Source organism: Micromonospora sp. NPDC003197 (assembly GCF_053590565.1).
Genome location: NZ_JBSFTE010000006.1, coordinates 37,419 through 62,745, shown reverse-complemented (window position 1 = coordinate 62,745; position 25,327 = coordinate 37,419). Strand labels below are relative to the sequence as shown.

The 25,327-nt window shown below is 70.5% G+C and carries 11 protein-coding genes; 1 reads left to right on the top strand and 10 read right to left on the bottom strand.

Annotated elements, in window-relative coordinates:
* Window positions 1-8 precede the first annotated feature (8 nt).
* From ACWDV4_RS08650 to ACWDV4_RS08615, 8 genes are all read right to left on the bottom strand, one after another.
* Window positions 9-3,209, bottom strand: coding sequence for a non-ribosomal peptide synthetase (locus tag ACWDV4_RS08650; RefSeq protein WP_449975968.1), 3,201 nt, complete (start codon window positions 3,207-3,209; stop codon window positions 9-11).
* A complete protein-coding gene (locus ACWDV4_RS08645; RefSeq protein WP_449975967.1) occupies window positions 3,206-10,366 on the bottom strand; it encodes an SDR family NAD(P)-dependent oxidoreductase in 7,161 nt (2,386 codons plus the stop codon). The genes ACWDV4_RS08650 and ACWDV4_RS08645 overlap by 4 nt, the downstream gene beginning before the upstream one ends.
* Window positions 10,353-13,463 carry a type I polyketide synthase gene (locus ACWDV4_RS08640; RefSeq protein ID WP_449975966.1) on the bottom strand — a complete coding sequence of 1,037 codons (3,111 nt, stop codon included), beginning with the start codon at window positions 13,461-13,463 and terminating at the stop codon, window positions 10,353-10,355. The genes ACWDV4_RS08645 and ACWDV4_RS08640 overlap by 14 nt, the downstream gene beginning before the upstream one ends.
* On the bottom strand, window positions 13,414-16,893 hold the full coding sequence (locus ACWDV4_RS08635; RefSeq protein WP_449975964.1) for a non-ribosomal peptide synthetase: 3,480 nt from the start codon (window positions 16,891-16,893) through the stop codon (window positions 13,414-13,416). The genes ACWDV4_RS08640 and ACWDV4_RS08635 overlap by 50 nt, the downstream gene beginning before the upstream one ends.
* A 1-nt stretch (window position 16,894) precedes the next feature.
* Window positions 16,895-18,541, bottom strand: coding sequence for a PhpK family radical SAM P-methyltransferase (locus ACWDV4_RS08630; protein WP_449975962.1), 1,647 nt, complete (start codon window positions 18,539-18,541; stop codon window positions 16,895-16,897).
* Between the two features lie 54 nt (window positions 18,542-18,595).
* A complete protein-coding gene (locus tag ACWDV4_RS08625) occupies window positions 18,596-19,339 on the bottom strand; it encodes a thioesterase II family protein (protein WP_449975961.1) in 744 nt (247 codons plus the stop codon).
* A 340-nt stretch (window positions 19,340-19,679) separates the two neighbouring features.
* On the bottom strand, window positions 19,680-20,924 hold the full coding sequence (locus tag ACWDV4_RS08620; protein WP_449975960.1) for a low temperature requirement protein A: 1,245 nt from the start codon (window positions 20,922-20,924) through the stop codon (window positions 19,680-19,682).
* Between the two features lie 206 nt (window positions 20,925-21,130).
* Window positions 21,131-21,559 (bottom strand): amphi-Trp domain-containing protein, encoded by a 429-nt coding sequence (locus tag ACWDV4_RS08615; RefSeq protein WP_449975958.1) that lies wholly within the window; start codon window positions 21,557-21,559, stop codon window positions 21,131-21,133.
* A gap of 90 nt (window positions 21,560-21,649) precedes the next feature.
* Between ACWDV4_RS08615 and ACWDV4_RS08610 the strand changes: the two genes are divergently transcribed.
* Window positions 21,650-23,059, top strand: coding sequence for a glycoside hydrolase family 6 protein (locus ACWDV4_RS08610; RefSeq protein WP_449975956.1), 1,410 nt, complete (start codon window positions 21,650-21,652; stop codon window positions 23,057-23,059).
* A gap of 124 nt (window positions 23,060-23,183) precedes the next feature.
* On the opposite strand, the gene ACWDV4_RS08605 is transcribed toward ACWDV4_RS08610, so the two are convergent.
* Together ACWDV4_RS08605 and ACWDV4_RS08600 are read right to left on the bottom strand one after the other, a co-directional pair.
* Window positions 23,184-23,717: an N-acetyltransferase family protein gene (locus tag ACWDV4_RS08605; RefSeq protein ID WP_449975954.1), complete on the bottom strand. Its 534-nt coding sequence runs from the start codon at window positions 23,715-23,717 to the stop codon at window positions 23,184-23,186.
* Entirely contained in the window at window positions 23,714-25,237 is a 1,524-nt protein-coding gene (locus tag ACWDV4_RS08600; RefSeq protein ID WP_449975952.1) for a hypothetical protein, read from the bottom strand. The genes ACWDV4_RS08605 and ACWDV4_RS08600 overlap by 4 nt, the downstream gene beginning before the upstream one ends.
* Window positions 25,238-25,327: the final 90 nt, after the last annotated feature.

Here is a 25,327-nt window from a genome sequence, read left to right as displayed (position 1 = left end):
GATCGGCCTCACTCCCCGGTCTCGTCGAGCCGGGCGGCCAGCTCGCGTTCAAGCAGCTCGGCGAAGGCTCCCACGGTGCGGGCCTGGAAAACCCCACGCAGCGGCAGTTCCAGCTGCCAGGTACGCCGTACCCGGGAAACCACCTGGGTGGCCTTGATGGAGTTTCCGCCCAGCTCGAAGAAGTCGTCATCCAACTCCAGATCGGACACCCCCAGGACCTCGCCCCAGAGGGCCGCCGCGACCCGCTGCGCCGCGGTCGTGGGTGGCCGCCGGCTGCCCTTCGTGGTACGACTCGTCGGGGCCGGCAACGCGCGTTCGTCGAGCTTGCCGGTGCTGGTGAGCGGCAGCCGTTCCAGGGTGACGAGCGCGGCCGGCACCAGGTGGTCGGGGAGGAACTCGGCGAGCCTCTGCCGCAACAGTTCCGGCTGCACGACTCCGGTGCCGTCCGGCACGACGTAACCGACCAGTGTGTCGGCCGGACCATCATCGGCCATCGACCGGACCGTCACGACACACGCACCGATGCCCGGCTGGGCGGCCAACGCGGCCTCCACCTCGCCGATCTCGATCCGGAACCCCCGCAGCTTGACCTGACGGTCCCGCCGCCCGACGAACTCCAGCTGGCCGTCGGGCCGCCACCGGACCAGGTCGCCAGTACGGTACAGCCGAGCACCGGGTACGCCGGTGATCGCGGCCGGCACGAAGCGCTCCGCCGTCTGCGCCGGTTGGCCGAGATACCCCCGGGCCAGCCCCACTCCGCCAACGTGCAGCTCGCCCGGCACCCCGACTGGCACCGGTCGGCCGGCCGGATCGAGCACGTACACCTGGTGGTTGCCGATCGGCGTCCCGATCGGCGGGGGTCCCGTCTCCGGCCGGCAGTCCGCTGCGGTGGCCCACACGGTGGTCTCGGTCGGACCGTACGCGTCGACCACCCGGCGTCCCTGCGCCCACCGGGCCAGCAGCTCGGCCGGCAACGCCTCACCAGCGAGGATCAGCAGCCGCAGATCGGGCAGCCGACCGGCATCGGTCACCGCCAACGCCGACGGCGTAATGGTCAACGTGGTGATGCGTTCCCGGCGCAACAGCTCCGCCAACTCCTCCCCCGGCGTCACCTGGTTCCGGTCCGCGACGTGCAGCGCGGCCCCCGCACCCAATGCGAGCATCACCTCGAAGATCGAGGCGTCGAAGCCGGCGGAGGCCCATTGCAGCACCCGATCGTCGGGGCCCAACCCGAACCGCCGGACCTGCTCCCGAATCAGGTTGGTCAGCCCTCGGTGCGCCACCATGACCCCCTTGGGCCGCCCAGTGGAGCCCGAGGTGTAGATGACGTATGCGAGGTTGTCGGCGGCGGCCACCACCGGAAGTCGGTCCGTCGACAACGCTTCGATCCGACGCCGATGCGTGTCGACCAGGACCGTCCAACCCACCGTCCCGCCTGTCGTCCGGGGCAGTCGGCCGCGTCGTTCCCGATCGGTGACCAGCACGCGTACCCCGGCCTCGGTCAGCAACCCGGCGAGTCGGGCCGGTGGATGGGTCGGATCCAGCGGTAGGAAGCATCCGCCGGCCTTGAGTACCGCAAGCATCGTGACGATCTGCTCGGTACCGCGCGGCAGACAGAGGCCCACCGGGATCTCCGGCCCCACGCCCAGCGAGTGGAGGTGCCGGGCGAGTTGGTTGGCCCGGGCGTCCAGCTCGGCGTACGTCGTCTCCAGGGCGCCATGCCGCACCGCCACCCGGTCCGGGGCCTGCACCACCACCCGTTCGACGAGTTCGTGCGCGAGGGTGTCGTCGGGTTCCGGGGCGACCGCACCACCGAAGGTGGCCAGGAGGAGTTCCCGCTCGGCACCGACCACCATCGGCACGTCGGCGGTGTACTGGTCCGGATCGTCGGCGACCGCCGCCACGATCGTTCCCAGGTGGCCGAGCAGTCGTCGGACGTCGGCGGACCGGACCAGCCCCGGGTCGTACGCCACCCGCAGGCTCAGCGTGTCGTGCTCCGGGATCACCAGCAGGGACAGCGGATAGTTGGTCCGGTATCGATAGTTGCCGTCACTCAACCGCACCGCGCCGTCGCGACGACGCAACGCACCGATCCCCGGCACGTTGAGCACGGTCATGATGGTGTCGAACAGCGCGGTCCCCGGGGGAAGTGGGCTCCACTGCTGCACCTGGGCGAGCGGACTGAAGTCGAAACGCCGCAGCTCGGCCTGGTCGCGCTGGAGCCGATGGGCCGCCTCGGTCACCGTCTCCCGCCCCCGCAGTCGGACCCGTACGGGCATGGTGCTGATGAACAGCCCGGCGGTCTCGGTGACCCCGGCCAGCTCCGCGGGCCGGCTGGACATGGTGCTGCCGAAGACGAGGTCGTCGCTGCCGGTGTAGCGATTGATCAGCAGCGCCCAACAGGTCTGCAACAGGGCCCCGAGGGTCAGTTGGCGGTCCCGCGCCACGTCCCGTAGCCGGATGAGGACCGGCTCCGGGATCAGGGCCGTCTCCTCTGGATTGTCCCGGTGCTCGACCGTCGAGTGTTCCTCGTCCCCGCCGGGACCACGGTTCCTGGCCAGACCCACGATCGGCAACCGGGTGGGTTCGGCGAGCCCCGCCAGGGCGTCCCGCCAGTACGCCTGCGCCGCGGCCAGGTCCTGCCCGCGTACCCAGGAAACGTACTCGTGGAACGGGCGTACCGGCCGCAGCTGGGGCCGGCGTCCGGCACACAGCTCGTCGTAGTAGCCGAACGCCTCGTCCAGCACCATCAGCCCGGACCAGGCGTCGATCAGGATGTGGTGGTAGCGGAAGACGAACCGGTACTCCCGGTCGCCCAGCCGGATCAGGGTGAGCCGGATGAGCGGTGGCCGGTCCAGGTCGACACCGGCCAACCGTTCCGCCCGGAGGAACCCCTCCAGGTCGTCGGCCTGGGTGGCGGGCTCCCGGTCTCGCCAGTCCAGCTCCGTGATCGGCACTGTGGCCTGCTCGTGTACCACCTGGACCAGTTCCGAGATGCCCTTCCAGTGGAAGGACGTCCGCAGTACCGGATGCCGCCGGCCGACCAACTGCCACGCCTCGGCCAGGATGTCGACGTCCACGGCACCGTCCAGCCGGTAGACCACCTGGTCCAGATAGAACGCCGCCGACGAGTCCTCCTCGCTGTGGAAGAGCAGTCCCTCCTGGAGGAAGGTCAGTCGATGGATGTTCTGCATCTGTGTGGTCGTCATGGTGCGCCTCTCCTGATCGTCGGGGTGGCATCCACCGCCGGGCTGTCGATGCCCAACTGCGTGGCGAGCAGCACCAGGTCCGTCTCGTCGAGTTCGGGGCGGTCAGCTGGCTGGCCGCTGGGTGCTCCGGCACCGTCGGACCTGCCGGCACCGTCGGTGGCGGGTGGTTCCCCGAGTGGGCCGGGACCGGCCGGGCCGACCATCGACGCCAACTGCGCCACGGTGGGATGGGTGAACACCTCCGCGTCCGACAGCCGCAGACCGGCGGCCCGCGCGGCGGCCAGCAACCGGAGAGCCAGGATCGAGTCGCCACCAAGCTGGAAGAAGTTGTCGGTGACGCCGAGCGGTCGGATCCGGAAGACGTCCTCCCAGATCCCGAGCAACGTGCGTTCCCGGTCGGTGCGGGCCGCGGCGGGAGCACCGAGACCCGGCGGTCGAGGGTGGTGTCGGTCCGTACCGGGGGCGGCCGGCACGACAGCGCCGTCGGCCAGTTCGGCCAGCAGGCCGTTACCCGCGGTGCTCGTTCGCCCGGCCAGCCGACGCCAGTCCGCCCGGGCGACCGCCGTCACCGCCGGTCCGGGCAGCGCCTCGGTCAGGGCGGCCAGCGCCTCGTCCGGCGACAGCGAGGCCAGCCCGGAGGTGAGCAACCGGTCACGGTCCCCGGTGGCCAGGCGGACGGCCATGCCGTCGCCGGCCCATGGTCCCCAGGCAACGCTGACCCCGGGCCGGCCAAGGCTTCGCCGGTACGCCGCGAGGGCGTCGAGGAACGTGTTGCCCGCCGCGTAACCACCCTGTCCGGCGTTGCCCACCAGCCCGGCCAGGGAGGAGAAGAGCAGGAAGAAATCCAGATCCGTGTCGAGGGTCGCCAGGTGCAGATTCCAGGCCCCGGCCAGCTTCGGTAGCAGCGGCCGGCTCAGCAGTTGGTCGGTGCTCCGAGCGAGCACACCATCGACGAGCACCCCGGCCGCGTGCACCACGCCCCGCAGCGGCGGGCCATCGGCAGTCAGCCCCGCCACCACCCGGTCGACCGCACCGGCGTCGGTGACATCGCAGGTCAACCAGCGGATCTCGGTACGCCCACACTGGTCGGCCAGGGCAGCCAGCACGGCCGGCTCGGGTTGGTGCCGGCCGAGCAGGTAGATCCGGCCCGCACCGCGCCGGGCCAACCAGCCGGCCACCTGTCGGCCGAGTCCACCGGCACCCCCGCTGACCAGGTACGCCCCGTCGGGCCGAACCACTGGCTCGGGCTGCTCCCCCGGGCTGGCGGCCCCGGTCCCGGCCTGCCCTGCGGCTGGCACCAGTCGGGGCGCGTACCACCTCCGGTTGCGGACCGCCAGTTCCGGCTCCCCGGCCGGACCGAGCAGCACCCGCAGAATCGCCCCGGCCCGCTCGTCGGGGTCGGTGTCCCCCACCGGCAGGTCGAGCACGGCACAGCCGGGGTCCGGGTGTTCCAACCTGGCCACTCGGGCCAGGCCGTGCACTGGGGCGTCGACAGGGCAGGGGCGGTCGGTGCCCGGTGCCGCCGACACGCCCCGGGTGACCAGCAACAGGGTTCGTACCGACAGTGCCCCGGCGAGGCGTACCAGAGCCGCCGCCGGAAACAGGCCGTGCTGCTGGGCGGCCACCAGATCCGCCGTCGTCGGCTCGTCGTCTCGAGAGGAGCCGCCCCCCGCGCAGAGCAGCACCATGCCGCGTACCTGGTCGGTGGCCCCCGCCTCGGCCCGGAGCCGGTCGGACAGTGGGGCCTCGCTCGTCTCGACCGGCAGCAGCCGACAGTCCCCGCCGGCCCGCCGAAGCAGCGCGGCGAGCCGTTCGGCGACTGGATCGGTGGGCGCACCGACGCACACCAGCCAGGTACCGGTCGCCGAGCCCAGCGGGGTGGACTCGCCGGGTGGCGCGTCGGTCGTCCCCGGCTCTGTCACCGCACGCCAGGTCACCTCGTACCGGAGCGGTTCGCTGTCGGTCCGGCGGAGGAACACGGCTCGGGGCACCTTTCGGACCCGTACCCCCTCGGCCCGGGCCAGCGGGGTGCCATCGGCGGTGTGCAGGGTGAGATCGGCGACGAGCAGTTCGGCGGAGCAGTCGGCCGGACGCAGCCGGAGCCGACAGCGCAGCGGCCCGGCACCGTCCAGGTCGCCGCCGAACCAGTCGAAGCGGTCCACACCGACCGGCACCGGCAGTCCGTCCCGGTCGGCGTCGGTCACGAAGTCCTCAGCGGCGGCCAACATCAGCCGCAGACAGGAATCGATCAGGCCGGGGTGGGGAGCGTCGACCGATGCGGCCGAGCGGGGTCGGGTCAGGATGGCGACCGCTTCGCCCGGTACCGCCGAGATCCCGTCCAGCCAGTGGAAGCTCGGGCCGAGCCGGTATCCGAGGGTAGCCATCCGATCGTGCAGTACCCGCACCGCGGCCGTGGCGTCGTCCCGTACCGGGTCGGTGCGGTCCGGACCCTCGGGCGCGGCGGCGGGCACCTCGGTCGACACCTCCGGGGAGTCCTCCGGTCGGGGTGCTCGACACAGCGTGCCGGTAACGTGCGTGGTCCAGTTCTCGTCGGTACCGCACCGACTGACCACCCGGAACGGCCCGTCCACCCCGTCGAGCAGCACCTGCACGGTCACCGCCCCACGCCCCACGACGAGAGGCTCGGCGAAGACCACCCGGTCGAGCCGACACGCCGCACCGAGCACGTGCTCCGCTGCCGCGGTCACCAGGGCGAGCTGGTGCGCGGCGGCCACCACGGTCTCGTCGTACACGCCGTGGTCGACCAGGTGCGCAGGTAGGGGCGCGTCGAGCACCGTCTCGAAGACGGTGCCGGTGATCGCCGGTGAACTGAGCCGGTTGCCCAACAGCGGATGCCCGAATCGCCTTCGGGCCGCCCCGGTGGTGTCCCGCCAGTAGCGACGCCGTTGGAACGGGTACGCGGGCAGCGGAACGTGCCGGCGGGCCCGACCGGCCAGCGCCGACCAGTCCAGTGGCAGGCCGGCCACGTACGCCTCAGCGGCGGCGGTGAGCAGCGTCGTCCGCTCGTCGTTGCCCCGCCGTAGCGAGGCGAGCCAGCGTCCCCGGGGTGGGAGCAGCCCATCGCGGAGGACCGCCTTGCCCAACACGGGTTCCGGTCCCATCTCGACGACCAGGTCGTAACCACGGGCCAGCAGCGCCTGGGCGGCGGTGGAGAACCGCACCGACGCCCGGGCGTTGCGCCGCCAGTACCCGGCGTCCATCGTGTCGGCGGCGATCGGCCCACCGGTGACCGTCGAGATCACTTCCAGCCGGGCGGGCTGGTGCGTCATCGTCGCGGCGACCTCGGTCAGCTCGTCGAGGACCGGCTCCACCAGCAACGAGTGCCCGGCGAACGGGACCGGTAGCAGCCGGGTGCGCACATCCCGCCGGAGCAGTTCCTGGTCGATCGCCTCGACTGCGGCAGCCGGGCCGGAAAGCACGACGTCGGTACGGGAGTTCACCGCCGCCACGGAGACCTGCGGATGCCGGCACAGCAACTCGGCGATCGTCTCCGCACCGGCCAGCACGGCGAGCATCAGGCCGCCGCCCGGCAGCCCGTCCATCAGTCGACCGCGCGCCGCCGCCAGCCGTACCGCGTCCGCCACCGAGAGCACCCCGGCGGCACAGGCCGCCGTGATCTCGCCCATGCTGTGTCCGAGCACCGCGCCGGGCTCCACGCCCCACGAGCGCCAGAGTGCGACCAGTCCGTACTGGAGTGCGAAGAGCGCGACGTGCGCCCACCGGGTCTGGTGGATCAGCTCGGAGTCCGCATCACACATCACCCGCCGTAGGGATCCGCCGAGCAGTGGCCGGGCGTATTCGTCACATTCGTCGAGCGCGGCGGCGAAGACCGGTTCGCTGGCGGCGAGCCCGGCGCCCATTCCGGGATACTGGCTGCCCTGCCCGCAGAAGACGAAGGCCACCGCGGGCGGGGCGACCGGTGGGCTGCCGCCGTCGACCGAAGTGGCTGCCGCAGCCGCCGCCGTGAGTTGGTCGATCATTCGGTCCGGCCGCTCAGCCACCAGCGCGAGTCGGTGGCTCAGGTGGGTCCGGTGGTTCGCCGCCGCAGCGGCGAACTCCGACAGCGGCAGGTCGGGGCGGGCCCGGAGCAGATCGGCGTACCGCCCGGCCAGTTGCCGCAGCGCCGCCGGGTCCCGCGTGGAGAGCGGCAGGACGACGGCCGTGGCGGTTCCGGGCGCGGTCGTCTCCCCGACCGGCACGTCGGCGGGAAGCGGCGGCCCGGAGAGTACGACGTGCGCGTTGGTGCCGCCGATGCCGAAGGAACTCACTCCGGCGATGCGTTGCGACGCCGGTCCGTCCCCGGGCCACGGTCGACCGGTGACCGGTACCTCCACCGGCAGCTCCCGCCACGGGATGCGCGGGCTGGGCTCCCGCAGGTGCAGATGTGGTGGAATCCAGCCGCGCTGCACCACCAGCGCGGCCTTGACCAGCCCGATGACACCGGCTGCCGCCTCCAGATGCCCGAGGTTCGTCTTCACCGAGCCGACCAGCAGTGGTCGGGCCGGGTCACGTCCCGCACCGAACACCGCGCCTGCGGCCCGCAGTTCGATGGGATCGCCGAGTGGCGTACCGCTGCCGTGTGCCTCGACGTACCCGACGTCGGCGGGGTGCACGCCCGCCCGGTACAGCGCCGCCCGCAGCAGTGCCCGCTGGGCCGTTCCGCTCGGCACGGTGAGCCCGCTGCTCGCGCCGTCGTGGTTCACGTCGGAGCCGCGGACCACGGCGACAATCCGGTCGCCCGCCCGGACCGCGTCGGAGATCCGCTTCAGTACGACGACACCGCAGCCCTCGCCTCGGGCGTACCCGTCGGCAGCCGCGTCGAAGGTACGGCAGCGACCGCCCGGGGAGAGCGCCCCGGCGCGACACAGGGACAGGGTGGCCTCGGGAGTGATCATGAGGTGCACACCGCCGGCCAGCGCCACGTCACACTCGCCGGCCCGCAGTGCCTGGGCGGCGAGGTGCACAGTGACCAGCGAGGACGAGCAGCCGGTGTCGACCGCCAGGGAGGGTCCGCGCAGCCCCAGGGTGTACGACAGCCGCCCGGCCGCCACGCAGAACAGGTTCCCGGTGCTGGTGTACCCGTCCACCTGGACCGGATCGGCCTGCTGCAACCCCTTGTAGTCGTCGGTGGACAGCCCCACGTACACCCCGCAGCGGCTGTCCCGCAGCCGGTCGGGGGGCAATCCCGCGTCCTCCAGCGCGTGCCAGGCGACCTCCAGCAGCAGCCGCTGCTGCGGGTCCATCCGTTCCGCCTCGGCAGGAGATATCCCGAAGAACGCGGCGTCGAAGGTGTCCGGCCGGGTCAGGAACCCACCCCGGAGGCTGTAGATGGTGCCGGCAGTCTCCGGATCGCCGCCGTGCAGAATCGGATCCCACCGGTCGGTGGGCAGCTCGCTGGTGGCGTCGGTTCCAGAAATCAGCAGTTCCCACAGCTGTTCGACGTCGTCGGCACCGGGGACGCGGAGCCCGACACCGACGATGGCGATGGGCTCGTCCCGTACCGCCGACGGTGCGGTGCCGGGTGGCGTCCCGGTCGGATCAGCGGGCCTCCGCGACGGCTTACCGCTCCGGTCGACGCCCAACCGTTCGGCCAGCCATCCGGTGATGGCCGAGACGCTGGGCTGGTCGAACGCGATGGTGAGGGGTACCGGCAGGGCGAACTCGCGACGAAGTTGTTCGGCGAGCGTCACCGCGCCCGCCGAGTCCAGGCCGAGCGCGAACAGCCCGGTGTCGGCCGGTACGGCCTCCGGCGGCCCGTCGAGTTCGTCGGCCACCAGCCGCGTGACGCGCCGTCGGACCTCGTGCAGGGTCCAGCCGGTCCTGACCTGCGGGGCGTCCACGGTCGTGGCGGTCCCGGCGTCCACGGCGTCGGCGGCCCCCGCCGGGGGGACTTCGGACCAGCGGACCGGTACCCCGGCGAGGTGCAGGGCAGCGGCCATCCGGCGCAGGCTGTCGATGTCGTCGCGGCCAGCCCGCAGTCCGGGTACCACCCGGGTGCCGGGCTGGTCGGCCAGGCACTGCGCGAGCGCCGTGGTCAGTGCCGGACCGGGGCTGACTTCCACGAACACGGTGGCCAGCCGGGCCGCCTCGCCCACTGCCTCGGTGAATCGCACCGGCAGGTGCAGCAGCCGGCTCCAGTGCCCGCTGTCGAGTTCCGGACCGGCCAGCCGGCTCCCGGTCACCGTGGAGACCAGCGGCACCCGGGTCGATCGGGGCCGGAGTCCGGCCAGGCCCGCCCCGATCTCGGCGGTGTGCTGCCCGAAGGCCGGGGTATGGAAGGCATGCTCCAAGCCCAGGTCGCTGAGGAAGACCCGTCGGTCGGCGAGGACGGCCGCCAGTGCCGCCAGCTCGTCCGGATCCCCCGCGACAACGGTGCTCGACGGCCCGTTGTGCGCGGCCACGCTGAGGCTGGGGTACGACCTGACGATCCGCTCGGTCTCCCCCGGCCCCAAACCGACCGCCAGCATGCCGCCCCGACCGCTGCGGGCCACCACCGCCGCCTCGTGGCAGGTCACCCGGAACGTCTCCGCGAGGCTCAACGCGCCTGCGACACCGGCCGCGGTGATCTCCCCCAGGCTGTGGCCCAGCACCACGTCGGGCCGTACCCCCCAGGACTCCAGCACGGCGGTGAGTCCCAGTTGGACGGTGACGGTGGCGGGTGGGGCCACCATGATCTCGCCAATCCGACTCTGCTCGGCGTCGGCCGTCAGCTCTGCCGTCACCGACCACCCGGCCAGCTCACGAACGGCCCGGTCGCATTCGGCCACCGTCGCCGGGTACGCGGGGACGGCCATCAGTGCACTACCCATGCCGGGGTAGCCGACACCGAGGCCGGGATAGACGAAGCCGAGCCTGGGCGGCGGGCCGGCCAGGACCGTCCGTTCGGTGCCCGGCGCGTCCCGGCCCGCCGCCACCGCGGTCAGCCGGTCCCGCAGCTGCGTGGCGTCGACACCGGTCAACACACAACGGTGGGGTCCGGTGCCGACCGAGGCGAGGACGTCCTGTTCCACCGTCGCCAGGTCCGCCGGCCAGGCCGCCAGCCGGGCGGCGAGCTGCCCGGCCCGGTCGTTCAGCGCTGCCTCGTCGTCGGCGGCCAGCGGCAGTACCCAGCGGCGGGGGCGGTCAGCCGCGCCCATGGTTCGCCTCGACGAGCAGCCCCCGGATGATCCGGGCCTGCCCGGCGACGGTGTCCTCGGTGAGGAGTTGTTCGAGCGGCAGATCTGCGGTGATCCGCTCGCGGAGGCGGGCAAGTAGCCGCATCGTGAGCAGCGAACTGCCCCCCAGTGCGTAGAAGTTGTCCTGTACGCCGATCCGGTCGAAGCCGAGCAGCTCCTGCCAGACCGCGACCACGGCCTGTTCCACCTCGTCGCCGGGCGCGACGTACGGGACGGACAGTGGCGGTCGTTGGTGCAGCGCCGCCGGTCGGCTCGCGTCCTCGACCGGTGGCGCACCGTCGTCCACCACCGGGACGGCCCGCGCCTCGGGGGTTGCCGCCGCCGTAGGGGTCACCGACCGGTTGCTGGCCACACCGGGCGGAGTCACCCAGTAGCGCTGCCGTTCGAACGGGTATGTGGGCAGCGGCACCCGACGCCGCCGCTCCCCCGCCGAGAAGGCGGCCCAGTCCACGTCCACGCCAGCGCTCCACACCCGACCCAGGGTGGCCAGCAGATATGCCTGGTCCGGCTGCGGGTCACGGGGATGGGGCAGGGAACTCACCACGATCGGTCGGGGCCCATCCGCCGGTAGGTTCGCCGTCACCAGGGTGCCCAGCACCGTACCGGGCCCGACCTCGACCAGCACCGGATGGCCCGCGTCGAGCAGGGTGTCCACCGCAGTGGAGAACCGTACGGTGTCCCGCAGTTGGTGCACCCAGTACCCGGGGTCGACCGCCTCCTCCGTCGTCAACCAGGTGCCGGTACGGCTGGAGACGATCCGCTCACCGGGCGGGTGGAGGGTGACGTCGCGCAGGTGTTCGGCAAACCGGTCCAGGATCGCCTCGGTGGCCGCCGAGTGCACGGGCTGGCCCAGCCGTAGCCGCCGGGGCCGCACTCCCTGATCGGCCAGCCGCTCGGCCAGTGCCTCGACCGCCGCCTCCGCTCCGCTCACCGTGCACTGGTCGGGGGCGTTCACCGCGGACAGGGACAGCTCCGGACCCAGCAGGGGCCGCAGCTCGGTCTCCGACAGGGGCACCGACAGCACCGCACCGGCCGGTAGCTCGTCCAGCAGCCGACCGCGAACGACGACGGTACGCAGCGCGTCGCCCAGTTCGAAGACGCCGGCCAGGCAGGCCGCGACGTACTCGCCCAGGCTGTGTCCGAGCATCGCCCCGGGACGTACGCCCCAGGACCGCCAGAGCTGCGCGAGCGCGTAGTCGACGGTGAACAGCAGCACCATCATGCCTTCGGCGGTGGCCAACCGGTCCACTGCCGCGGTCTGACCGGGGACCGGATCCGGGGCGAGCAGCACCGACCGCAGGTCGTAGCCGAGGTCACCGAGCACCAGTTCGGCGCACTCGTCCACGCACCGGCGGAAGGCCGGTTCGCTGTGGTACAGCGAGCGCCCCATGCCGACGTACTGGCTGCCGCCACCGGGAAACAGGAAGGCCACCGAGCGGGCGCCCACCGGCTCGGCTGGTTCGTACGGGGCCCGCAACGCCCGGACCGCCTCGCTCCGGTCCCGGCAGAGCACCGCTCGCCGGTACGCGAAGTGCCGCCGGCCGACCTGCGTGGTGTACGCGGCGTCGGCAAGGGCTACCTCGGTGCTGTCGAGCGCGTCGGCCAGCCGCTCGGCGGCGTGGGTGAGTGCCTCGGTCGACCGGCCGGAGACCACCAGTAGCTGCCATTTCCGGGACGCTCCGGTGGCCTGCGGTGTGGGCGGCTGCTCCAGTACGACGTGTGCGTTGGTCCCGCCCACCCCGAGTGCGGTGACGCCGGCACGGCGGGGCCCCTGCTCGTCGGGCCAGGTCAGCGGCTGGGTGTTGACGAAGAACGGGCTGGTCTCCAGCTCCAGTTTGGGGTTGGGTTCCCGGAAGTGCAGCGTGGGTGGCACCACGCCGTCCCGGACCGCAAACATCGCCTTGACGAACCCGGTCACCCCGGCGGCCGCGGCCAGGTGCCCGACGTTCGTCTTGACCGAGCCGAGGGCGCAGTAGCCGATCCGGTCGGTGTCCGCGCGGAAGGCCCGGGTGAGCGCGGCCACCTCGATCGGGTCGCCCAGCGGGGTCGCGGTGCCGTGCGCCTCGACCAGGCCCACCGAGTCGGCCGACACGTCGGCCACCGCCAGCGCGTCGGCGACCACCTGGGCCTGTCCTTCGACGCTCGGGGCGGTGAACCCGGACTTGCCGGCACCGTCGTTGTTCACCGCCGAGCCCCGGATCACCGCGTGTACGGTGTCGCCGTCGGCCAGCGCGTCGGCCAACCGGCGCAGCACCACCACTGCCAGCCCGCTGCCGCCGACGATCCCGCTCGGGGTGCTGTCGAACGCCCGGCAGCGACCGTCGAGGGAGACCCCGGCCCCCTCCCGGTAGATGTATCCGAACGCCTCCGGAACGGTCAGGCTGACGCCACCGGCCAGCACCATGTCACACTCGCCGCCGAGCAGTGACTGACAGGCCTGGTGGATCGCGACCAGGGACGAGGAGCAGGCCGTCTGTACGGTCATCGCCGGGCCCCGCAGGTCGAGCTGGTACGCCACCCGGGTGGCCAGGAAGTCGTCGTTCGCGCTGATCATGGTGGGCATGTAGTCGAGCAGGAACGCCTGTCCGACGGCCGGATCCAGCATGCTCTGGTACACCAGGTAGGTGTTCATGGACTGGCCGGCGTAGACCCCGATCCGGCCGGGGAACCGGGCCGGGTCGTACCCGGTGTTCTCCATGGCCTCCCAGGCGCATTCGAGGAAGAGCCGGTGTTGGGGGTCGGTCTGTTCCGCCTCGTGTGCGCTGAATCCGAAGAAGTCGGCGTCGAACAGGTCGAACCCGGCCAGCCGGCCCTTCGCCGGTACGTAGTCGGGGTGGCGGTAGATCGCTTCGGCGATGCCGGCGGCCGCCAACTCTTCCAGGCTGGACCGGCTCACCGACTCCACGCCGGAGCAGAGGTTACGCCAGAAGGTGTCCACGTCCGGCGCTCCGGGAAAGCGACCGGCCAGCCCCACGACGGCCACCGCATCGGCCAGTTCGTCGGCTGCCTCAGTCGCCGTCGCCGATCCGTCCTGGCTCGTCCGCTCCGAACTGTCCATGTTCTTCCCTTCCGGTGGAGGTGACGGTGGTGTCAACGGGTGGCCGTGACCGGGCACGCGCCTGCCGACGCCGGACCTGATCGGGGTCGAATCCCGACCGGCGGCTCCGGGCGTACCGCTGGGCCTCCTGCCGGAGGGCGGCACTCGGGTCGGCGCCCGGTGCCGCCACCGTGTCCAGGTACGCGGCCAGCGCCCGGACGGTCGGGTGTTGGAAGATGTCCACGACGGACAGCTCGGTCTGGAGGCGTTCGCTCAGCCGTTGCCGCAGCTGGAGGGCGAGGAACGAGTGGCCGCCGAGGTCGAAGAAGTTGTCGTTCGGGTCCACCTCGGGCAGCTCCAGCAGGTCGCGCCAGACGGCCGCCACCGTCACCTCGGTCGGGGTCGCCGGCTGTTCCCCACGGCGTCGCTCGGCCAGCCGGACGCCGTCGACCGCGACCGCCGCCCGGTCCACCTTCCCCGCTGCGGTGACCGGGATCCGGTCGACCCGCAGGAACGCCGCCGGCACCATGTGCCCGGGTAGCCGACTGCGGACCGTCGCCCGTAGCTCGTCGCCGGTGGTCGGTCTCGAATCCGTGAGTACGACCAGGGCGACCAGGTCCCGGCGGACCGGATCGGTTCCTCGGATGGTGACCAGGGCGTCGCGGACCGCCGGGTGGGCCCGGACGGCGGCTTCCACCTCGCCGAGTTCGACCCGGAAGCCACGGATCTTGACCTGGCGGTCGATCCGACCGAGAAAGTCGAGCTGCCCGTCGGGTAGCCAGCGCACCAGGTCACCGGTGCGATAGAGCCGACCACCGGGCCGGTCGCCGAACGGGTCGGGGACGAACCGGTCCGCGGTCCGCGCCGGGTCGCCCAGGTATCCGAGGGCCACTCCTGTCCCCCCGAGGTACAGCTCACCGGGAATTCCCACCGGCACCGGCCGACCCGCCGGGTCCAGGACGTACGCCTGTACGCCCTCGACCGGCCGACCGATCGGTGGCCGCCGGTACGGGTCAGCGCCGGCCGGGACGGTGGCCGCCGTCGCCACGACGCTGTTCTCGGTCGGACCGTAGTGGTTGACCAGTTCGCAGCCGGCCGGGACGGCGGGCACCCGGGTCAGCGCGTCCCCGCCGGTCAGGAGAAAGCGCAGCCGGCCGCCGGTGAGTGCCGGTTCGGCCAACACCGCCTCGGCCAGTGCGGTGGGCAGGAAACTGACCGTCACCTCCTCCTCGGCGAGCCACCGGGCCAACTCGGCCGGGTCGGCCCGGACGTCGGGCTCGGGGACGTGCAGGGTGGCACCGGCCGCGAGGGCGGTCCACAGTTCCCAGGCCGAGGCGTCGAACCCCGGGCTCGCGACCAGCGTGACCCGGTCCGTCTCGGTCGTCCGGTACCGGCGTAGGTGCCAGTGGACCAGGTTGGCCAGCCCGGTGTGTGGGACGGCGACGCCCTTGGGGTCCCCGGTCGAGCCGGACGTGTACACCACGTACGCCGGTTGGTTGGGATGCGTCACCGGAACCGCTGGCGGCCGGAGCGCAGCGGGCTCGGCGAGCAGTTCGGCGACCGACCACACCGGAAGCCGCGCGTCGCCGAACCGACCAACCGATGCCGTGTCGGTGAGGACCGCCGCCGCCGCGGAGTCGGTCAGTAGCCGGGTCAGCCGCTGTGGCGGGTGCGCCGGGTCCAGCGGCACGTACGCCGCGCCGGCGCGCAGCACTCCCCAGACGGCCACGACCAGCTCGATCGACCGGTCCAGGCAGACCGCGACCCGGTCCTGTCGCCCGACCCCGATGGCGAGCAGCCGGGACGCTACCTGTCCGGCGGCGACGTCCCACTCCCGGTACGTCAGCGTCCGTTGCCCGGCGCGTACCGCCACCGCGTCGGGCCGGGCGGCGACCTGCCGGACGAGTAGTTCCGGTATCGGCGTCGGCTCGCCTGTCTGGTCGAGACCGCTGAACTGGCGCAGCAGGACGTCCCGTTCCCCCGGGTCCAGCAGCGGTACGGCGGCCAGTCGCAGCGCGGGGTCGGCCAGTGCCGCCGCGAGGCAGGCCCGGTAGTGCCGGGCCAGCCGGTCCACGGTGGCCGGGACGAACAGGTCGGCGTTGTACTCGAACTCGCACCGCAGCTCGCTCCCCGCCTCGGTGACCATGACCGCCAGGTCGAACTTGGCGGCGTCGCCGACCAGTTCCATCAGCTCGACGGTGAGCTGCCCGGCGGACAGCGCCGGCAACTCCGGCAGGTTCTGTATGGTGAAGGCGATCTGGAACAGCGGGTGTCGGCCCGGATCCCGGTTTGGCTGTAGCCGTTCCACCAGCAGCTCAAATGGCACTTCCTGCCGGGCGTACGCGTCCAGCACGGTATCCCGGGTCCGGTGGATCAGCTCGTCGAAGGTCGGATCACCGGACAGGTCGGTCCGCACTACCAGGGTGTTGGCGACCATGCCGACGACGTCTTCGAGTTCGGTGTCGTTGCGGCCGGCCACCGCCGTACCCAGCACGATGTCGTCATGCCCGGTGTAGCGGTGCAGCAGGGTCACGAAGGCGGCCAGCAGGACGGCGTAGGGGGTGCTGTCGGTACGGGCGGCGGCGTGCCGGACGGCCAGGGTGATGGCCGGGTCGAGGACGAGGTGCCGCCGGCCGCCGCGCCAGCCGAGTACCGGTGGTCGACGCCGGTCTGTGGGCAGTTCGGTGGGTCGCAGGCCGGCGAGTCGCTGTGCCCAGTGGTCGAACTGGTCGGTCAGCTCAGGCCCGGTGACGCGGTCCCGCTGCCAACGGCTGTAGTCACGATAGGTCGGTTTCGGCGGCGCGGGGTGGGCTGCCGTACCGGTGTGTGCGGCATACAGCGCGACCAGGTCGCGGACCAGCAGTCCGAGTGACCATCCGTCCACCGCGATGTGGTGCAGCGTGAGGCAGAGCCGGTGCTCGTCGTCTGCCCACCGGAACAGCCGGACCCGGATGAGCGGCCCCCGGCGCAGGTCGAACGGGGGTTGCCCGTCCACGTCCAGGACCTTCCGCCAGGTGGCGGCCCGATCATCGTCGGTAAGTCCGGACAGGTCCTCGAGCTCCGGGGTGAGGATGGGCGGATCACCCACCACCTGCTGGAGGTCGTCGTGGTGCTCCCGCAGCGTCGTCCGCAGCACCTCGTGCCGTGCGACGAGGTCCCGCAGGCTGGCCAGCAGCGCGGCCCGGTCCAGCGGACCGGTCATCCGCAGCACCGCCGGCACCAGGTACGCGGGGCTGCCGGGTTGAAGCTGGTCGAGGAACCACAGCCGACGTTGGGCGTACGAGGCGGGGGCGGGAGCGTCGGCTGCGGATCGCGCGATGGTCGCCGGGGCGGCGTCCGCACGTGCGGGCGGTCGGTCCGCACCGGTCGGGCCGGAGGCCAACTCGGCCAGCCCCGCCGTCAGCATCCGCTCGACCCGGGCCCGCTGCTCGTCGGAGAGGGGGGCGGCCATGTCAGCGAGCGTCCGGCGCGCCAACGGGGTCGGGTTCGAGGACGGCACCTGGTGGTCGGGTCACCGGGAACTGGCAGCTCTCGGCCAGGCCGGGCAGCAGTTCCCCGCCGTCCCCGCCGCGCAACTGCTCGGCGAGGACACCGTTGAACCGGCGCAGGAACGTCTTCACCTGGTCCAGGGGCATGCCCTTGCGCTGCAGGTAGAAGGTGCTCCACTGTTCGAACCCGAACTGCGGCAGCCACACCGAGTTCCGTACCCCGGTGAACATGTCGTCGATGATCTGGGCGGCGGTCGACCAGTCCATGGTGCGGTGCGACCAGTTGAACGCCTCGCCGGTGATGCCCAGCTCCGCCCGCCGCTGGTAGATCGGGGTGACCGGGTCGCAGTACCACAGCTGGGCCCGGTAGAAGTCCGGCCTTCCCTGCTCGATCAGGCTGATCGTCTCGGCGATGGTCTCGTCGGTCTCGCCGGGGAATCCGACGATGAGCGACGCGTACGTGGAGATCCCCGCATCCCGGAAGTTGGCCAGCGCCTCCAGGTAGTGCGCGCGGCGGGCGGTCTTGTTCATGGCGGCGAGCATCTGGTCACTGCCGGACTCGACGCCGAGAAAGACTCCCTCACAACCGGCGTCGCGCATCAACTCGATGGTGGCCGGATCACCGTGGTCACTGCGGTAGAAGCTGTTCCACCGGAACCCGTAGTCCTTGTCGATCATCAGTCGCATCAGGTCCCGGAACCGGTTCTTCGGCACGTTGAAGGTGTCGTCGATGAACGTCACCGTCGACACTGACGGGATGCGGCGGATGTTGTCCAGTTCCCGCTCCACGTCGGACAGGTCGAGGTAGGTATACCGGCCGGCCCGCTGCGGGAAGCCGCAGAACGCACAGGAGAACGGGCACGACTTGGCGGTACGGGTGGTCACGAACTCGTTCAGGTCCGCTGGGCGGAACAGGTCGTAGTCGACCAGGTTCTCGTGCAGCGGATTCGACTCCACCTCGGTCCGGGTCCGGACGAACCGCTCCCCCGAGCGGTACGCGATGTTGGGCACCCGACCGAGTTCGACGCCCTCCCGCAGCGCCTGCAGCAACCGGGCGAGGGTCAGTTCCCCCTCCTGGCCGATCACGTACACGTCAGCGCCCAGGTAGTCGAAGAGGCCCTCCAGATCCGCTGGGCGCATGGCGGCCGCCTGGTTGCTCAGGTAGGGACCGCCGACCACGATCGGCACCGTCGGGTCGTGCCGGCGAATGAAGGAGACGATCTCGATGATCGGCTGTGGTGACACGTACAGCGTGGTGGTGATGGCCACCGACCGCACCCCGGCCGCCAATTTCTCCACCAGTTTCTGCTTCTCCAGATGGAAGAGGTTGACGTAGTCGAAGGAGAAGCCGTGTCGGGCCAGAAAGCTGCCCAGGCAGGTGATGACCGGCCACAGGAAGTCCGCATTGTGGAACAGCGGACGGGGCTGTCCCGGATCGGGCTCGCGGAATCTACTCAGTACGTCGAGGGCACGTAACGGCCGCCCATCCACATCGATGTAGGCGAGCCGCAGGTCACGAAAGGCCCCGGAATCCTCCCCCATCAGCCGCACATCGTCGACGTACGAGGAAAAGTCGACGTCATTGAATCCGACAATGAGACAGTCAGTCATCGTTCCCCGATCTGGTACGGCGGCTAGGAGACTCCGTCGGTCCTACGGACCCGGTCAGGTGGCCCATTCCTGTTCGATCGCGCGGGTCAACCGGTCCACCTGGGTCTGGCCGAAGAAGTGCCCACCTGGCACGGCGTGCAGGGTGAAGCTGACGCTGGTGAGCCGGGCCCAGCCGGCGACCTCGTCAGGTCGGGCGATCGGATCGTCCTGGCCCACGAAGGCGACGACCGGTACGGGTAGCGCCGTTTCGTCGCGGTGCTCGTACCCCGCCATCCACCCGAAGTCGGCGCGCAACAGCCGCAGTAGTATCCGCCGCCAGGTGGGGTCGGCCCAGACTTCGGGCGGTGAGCCACCCATCCCCACCAGGGTCGCCACGAACTCATCGTCGTCGAGGGCAATAAATCTGGCTGCGGTCGCCCCGACCGACCAGGGCGGCCGACACGCGCCCAGGAACAGCCGCTCGGGGAGTCGCCCGCCGCGGCGGCGCAACTCCCGGGTCACCTCGTACGCCAGCAGGGCCCCGAGACTGTGCCCGTAGAAGGCGAACGGCCTCGGGTCGGCCAGGACGACGTCAGCGATCTCCACCGGGTCGAGCACGGGCGGCTCGGCAAGCCGACTCTCCCGCCCGGGCGGCTGCAGCGGGCGGACGGCGATTGTCGGAAGCGCCGGCAACCAGTCTCGATAGGCGGTGGCACCGCCGCCGGAGTGCGGAAGACAGTAGAGCGCCCGCTCCGCCCGCGCCTCGTCGGGATGGATGAACCACCGCAGTTGCCGGCCAGAAATGTCCAGTGCACACATTCGATCCCCCGTTTTACTGCGATCACCTTGACGACGACCTATGCGCCGGTCGCCCGCCGGCCATATCAGGCACCCGCAAACCGAGGGCACCCTCGATAGCGAAATAACCGGATAGACCACGCTGGAGGTGTCACCCCGCCGTGTCATGGCACGGCAATTAGCTGGGTCCGATATGAGTCAAGCCATCACGAGATGCCACAGATTGACAGTCGACGGCTCGGCATAATTGGCAATAGCACCACACCTCCCCGCACAGGCGCTCTTCGCCTGTGGTGTGCAGCCCCTTGAGGCCAGGAGTGATATTGCCACGCATCGCTACGTCAGCACAATACGCACACCGCTATGTTCGATCGGAGACCACGGTCCCGGGCGGCTCTTCGGCCAGCGCCACGGCCCGCAACCAACGTCGCTGTTCGCCGGCGATCTTGACCTCCACCAGCGCCAGCGTCAGCGTCAGGACGGTGAGCAGCACCAGCGCGTTGAGCGCTGGCGTCTGCTCGGCGACCGGGACGAGCCCCAACAGGAGAAACGCTGTGATCAATCGGGGCCAGATGTTGGTCCGAACGAGGTCGGTGATCCGGAGTTGGAAGGCGACGTTGCCGAGCAGGAAGAGCGCCGCGCCACCGTACAGGGACCACAGCGACAGGCCAGTCAACGACTCGCTCGGATGATGCACGTCGGGTTCGAGGAAGTACGGCGTGTGCTTGAGCCCGAGAGAGAAGAGGATGATCCCGGCGACCATCGGCAGATGCAGGTAGGTGTAGGCGTGTCGGGCGAGAGTGGCTCGCTGCTCGGGTGTCGCGTGATGCAGGGACTGCTCGCCAGCCAGCGTCACGACGTCGAAGTAGGTCCACTCCAACGCCCCGGCTATGACGACGGCACATACCGAGCCCCAGACCAGCCCCCAGGACACCGGTAGGTCCGAACCACCCAGGCCAACAGCGATGATCGACTCACCGAGTGCGATGATCATGATGAGTCGGTGCCGTTCGACCCAGTGCCCGGCCGCGAAGATGCGTCTTCCCGGCATGGGCAGGCCGAGCCCGGTGCCGTACTCGATGAGCACAGCCAACGCCCAGAAGCCGACCTGTAACAGCTCGATCCGGAACGGGTCGTCGGTCAGACGCTGAGGCACCAGGGCCGCGACGAAGAGCAGACCAGTACCGGCGGCCATCGGCAGGGTCAGCGCCACCATGTCGGCCCGAGTCAGTTCCGGCGTGGCGTACAGCCGCAGACCGAGGTAGAGCAGTCGGACCAGCAGGTAGCCGGTGGCGAACACGATCGGCCCGTCGAGCCCCCCGGGGAAGTCGTCGAACGACTCCCGGATCGTGATGGCGAGCACGAACATGACCGGGGTGGCACCGAGCAGCACCAGCCGCGAGAGGCCGAAGTCGGCGCGTACCCGGTTTGCCAACCAGGTGAACAACGACCAGGCCCACCAGAGCATGGCCAGGACGAGCAGTCCACGGACCACGCCCAGGCCGGTGGGGTCCTCGGCCATCAACGTGGTGACATGGATGAAGGCAAAGACGAAGACCAGGTCGAAGAAGAGTTCCGCGGTGGTGACCTGGGTCCGTTCGGTCACCGATTGCACACCGGGTGGCAGACCGTCGGTTCCCCTGCCGATCAGGACACCCAGGCCACGCATCTGCCTCGCTCTCCGTACGCCGACGACACCTGGTCTATCCGGCAGGGGCCACCCAAAGTGACGGCCAGTACGGAGGCGACAAAACAAGAGGCCAGTTCACCGAACTGGCCTCAGGTGATATTCCCGGCAGGAGAAGCGCTAGATCACGCCTTCTTGGCGGACTTGCCCTTCTTGCCGGCCGGAGCCTTGGGCTCCTCCGCCGCAGCCTCGGGTGCCTCAGCCTCTGCGTCCGTGGCCTCCGCCGCAGGCTCCTCCGTCTCGGCGTCCGCAGCCTCGGCCTCGGACTCCTCCGCCTCGGACTCCTCTTCCTCGTCGGATTCGTCGTCCTCGTCGTCCTCGGACGTCGTCGTGGCTTCCGCCGCCTTGGGGCTGGCCCAGGTGAACTCGATCTCTACCGAGATCTCGTCATCCTCCTGCTCGATCTCCAGCTCGCACTCGACCTGGTCGGCGACGGTCACCGCGCCGGCAGCGCCGTAGAAGAGCTGGCCACCCTCCAGCTGGTTGGCCAGCTGACGCAGCCAGGCAGCCAGATCGGCGCGCGACACCTCGCGGGTGTCCTCGTAGATTTCCATGCCCGCTATGTTCGCATCCACAGGGGACGAACCGCGAAACGGGGCAGACTGGTCTACATTGAAGATCATACTCACGAAAGGAAGTGGTCGATGAAGACCTCCCGACCGCAGCGGCTGGGCCGCAGCGTACTCGCACTGGGCCTGGTGGCCGGGCTCGCCGTAGGGTACGCACCCGCGGCTGTCGCAGCCGTACCGGCCACCGGCGAACTGATCACCAACGGCACCTTCGACGGCGGCACCACGACGCCGTGGTGGAACAGCGCCGGCACCGGGTCGGCAACCGAGAACGGGCAGTGGAAGATCAATGTCGCCGGCGGCACCGCGAACCCGTGGGACGCTCAGGTCGGCCAGAGCGGCATCTCTCTGGTGAACGGCCGGGGCTACACCCTGTCGTTCGACGCCTCCGCGTCGGCGACCGTCTCGGTCGTCGCGACCGTACAGCTCGGATCCGCGCCCTACACCAAGGCTCTCCAGCAGCCGGTGACCCTGAGCCCGGGCCGCAAGCACTACATCTTCCCGTTGACCTCGCCGATCGGCACGACAGACGGACAGGTGACGTTCCAGCTCGGCGGGTCGGCCAGCAACTACACGGCGTACCTGGACAACGTCTCACTGATTCCCAGTCCGCTCGCGCTGACCAGTGGCTTCTACGTCGACCCGAACTCCAACGTGAAGCAGTGGGTGGCCAACAACAGCGGCGATTCCCGGGCCGCCCAGATCGACTCACAGCTGGCCAGCAAGCCCGGTGCCCGCTGGTACGGCGACTGGAGCGGTGACATCACCGCTGCGGTCTCCAGCTTCGTCGCCGCCGCCGATCAGGCGGACAAGTTGCCGATGCTGGTGGCGTACAACATCCCGGGTCGGGACTGCGGCTCGCATTCGGGCGGCGGTGCCGGCAGCCCGGAGGCGTACCGCGCCTGGATCAGCGCGTTCGCGCAGGCAATCGGTGCCCGGCCGGCGGTGGTGATCATCGAACCGGACGCGCTGGCCCAGCTCGACTGCCTACCCGCCAGTGAGCAGACGGTACGGACCAACCTGCTGCGCTACGCCAGTGAGCAGTTCCGTGACTACGCACCCAACGCGTGGACCTATATGGATGGGGGCAACGCCGGCTGGATCACGCCAGCGGTAATGGCACCGCGCCTGGAGGCCGCTGGCGTACGGGAGATTCGTGGCTTCGCGGTAAACGTTTCCAACTATTTCACCACGGCCGACTCACTCGCCTACGCCAACGCGGTGAACGCCCAGCTGACCAGCCAATTCGGCTACAGCCGCACGTTCGTGGTGGACACCAGCCGCAACGGCAACGGCTCCAACGGCGAGTGGTGCAACCCCAGCGGCCGCAAGCTGGGCACCCCGACCCAGGCCGGTGGCGGCGCCGAACTGCTGATGTGGGTCAAGGTGCCAGGTAACTCCGACGGAGAGTGTGGCATCGCCCCCAACACGCCGGCCGGCCAGTTCAGTCCGGACCTCGCCATCCGCCTTATCAACGGCACCTGACCCCCGACCAAAAACCCTGATCAGTCGGGCGTGCGGGTTCGAGATGTGTTCACATTTCCGAACCTGCACGCCCACCGTCAGCGCTCAGTGAGCACCGAGCGGTTGAACCGGAGCCAGCCCCGGTTCAACGTACGAGGACGTCGAAGAGCGGGGCGTTCTCCCAGCCGGGACGGAGCTGCCCGATCTTGCGCCAGCCCCAGCCGGCGTACGCGGCCTGCGCCGGCAGATTGCCCGGCTCGGCGAGGAGGGTGGCTCGTTCAGCGGGCTGACCGGCCAACAGCTCGTCGTGCAGCGCCCGGGCGATGCCTTGGCGACGATACGCCGCTCGGACCATGATCTCGCTGATAGCGAAGGTACGCCGCCCGTCCTCCACCGTGAAACCGTTGGGCACCGTCGTCTGTAGGCCCTGCCACCAGCCGGTGTTCTCCGGGAGCGGGAAGCCATAGGCATAGCCGACCAGCTCGTCCCTCTTGATCGCGGTCACCAGCGTCCAGCCCGGTACGGACATGTGGCCGGCGATCTGACGGCGATAGCGTGCCTCGTTGTGGAACTCGGTCTCGGGAGTGGCGTGGATTTCCCGGTAGAGGGCGACGAGAGGTTCCAGTAGGTCCTGCGCCTGGTCCGCCGTGAAACGTCGCAGCTCCCTGTCGGTAATCATCCACGGGCCGCCTCGTCGTAGCTCGTCACAAACTGGTTCGCCAACCTTGATCGACCAGCATGGTCACCCAGTTCTCCGCGTAGACCGGCCAGCGCCAGGGTGGTCCGCCCGGACCGGAGAGCCGCCACGGCCGGGGCGGTTTCGATCCCCAGTTGACTCGCCGCATCGACATCGCCCGCGTAGAGCCTGGCCTTCGCCAGGAGCACGGCACCGAGTACCCGGTTGCGGTGGTAGTACGAGTCGGAGACGTCCATGTCCGCCTGAAAGGCATCGACAGCCTTGCCGGCATTGCCGAGAGCGAGATGCGAGTAGCCCTCGACGGCGAGGATCTCCGACTGCTTGAGGAACCGGAGGTACGACGGATCGTCCTCACGCTCACCACGATCGAACATGGACAACGCCTTTGTCATCTCGCGGTTGAACCCGGCCGCGTCGCCCAACTCGGCGCTGGCCCGGGCGGCCCGCAGGTGTAGCAATGTCGTCAGCCGTGGACTCGCCCACCCTGCGGCGAGCCGCTGCGCCGCCTCCGCGCACTGCCGGGACTCCGCCGAATGGGACTGCCGAATCAGCATCGACATGCCCTGCAGGGCCCGCACCTCAAGCCGGGCATCGTCGCGCAGCCGGGCCCGCAGGATCGCCTCATGCAGATATCTACGGGACTCCGGACGCCGCTCCGCGTCGAGGGCGAACCAGCCGATCCAACACTCCAGCTCCCCCAGGGCGGTCTGCAACGCCTGGCCGACCTGGCGGTCGTAACCACCGTCACGCTCCCAGCCGAGCACCCGCCGATGCAGGCCGATGGCGAAGTCGCATAGTTCGTTCCCGCCGATCGCCGCGTCGACCTGCTCGAATCCGTCGATCACCGACATCACCGACCGAACGTCCTCCGCGCCCAACCGCTGGGGCGGACTGGCCTGGCTCAGCGTCGGGCTCAACTGTTGAGCCACCCCGAGGCCCGCGAGCGCGGCAGTAATCACGAAGCCACGTCTTTCCACGATGTCACCTCCGTACTCGGGCTCGCTCCCTGCGGAAGCGACCGGAATGCGTTCCTGGGCCGGCAGGTCGGCCGGCTGCCGCTCGGCGTGACCGAGCGTCGAAGATGGAACCTGCCCGTCCTCGATGCTGTCGGGCAGCTTGAACCAGAGCAATTGGGCGGGGATGTGCAGCAGTTGCGCCCAGTGGATGAGGCGGTCCAGGTGGATCATGGGTGGGCTGTTTTCGGCGCGGCTGAGTTGGGCCTGGGTGATGCCGAGCCAGCGGGCGACGAGGTCTTGGGGCAGGGCGAGTCGGCCGTGGTAGGGGTGGTAGCGGTAGGCGCGGACGACTTTGCCGAGGTGGCGTTCGTGTAGGGCTTGGCGGACGGGTTCGTGGTCCCAGAAGGAGGCCGGCAGCACGGGCGGCGTGGTGATCCGGTCCCGTTCGGCGGTCTGGCAGGGGGTGCAGCGTCCGCTGTCGTTGTCCCGGGCCAAGCGGGCTCCGCAGCGTGGGCAGTGGGTCTGTCTCGCCGGTGTCCTCGGCATGGAGACGACTCCTCCGTTGTGGTCAGGTAACGAACCTATCCAGTCAACCCGATGAATTGATGATCGTTATACGAATCCTGCATATCGACC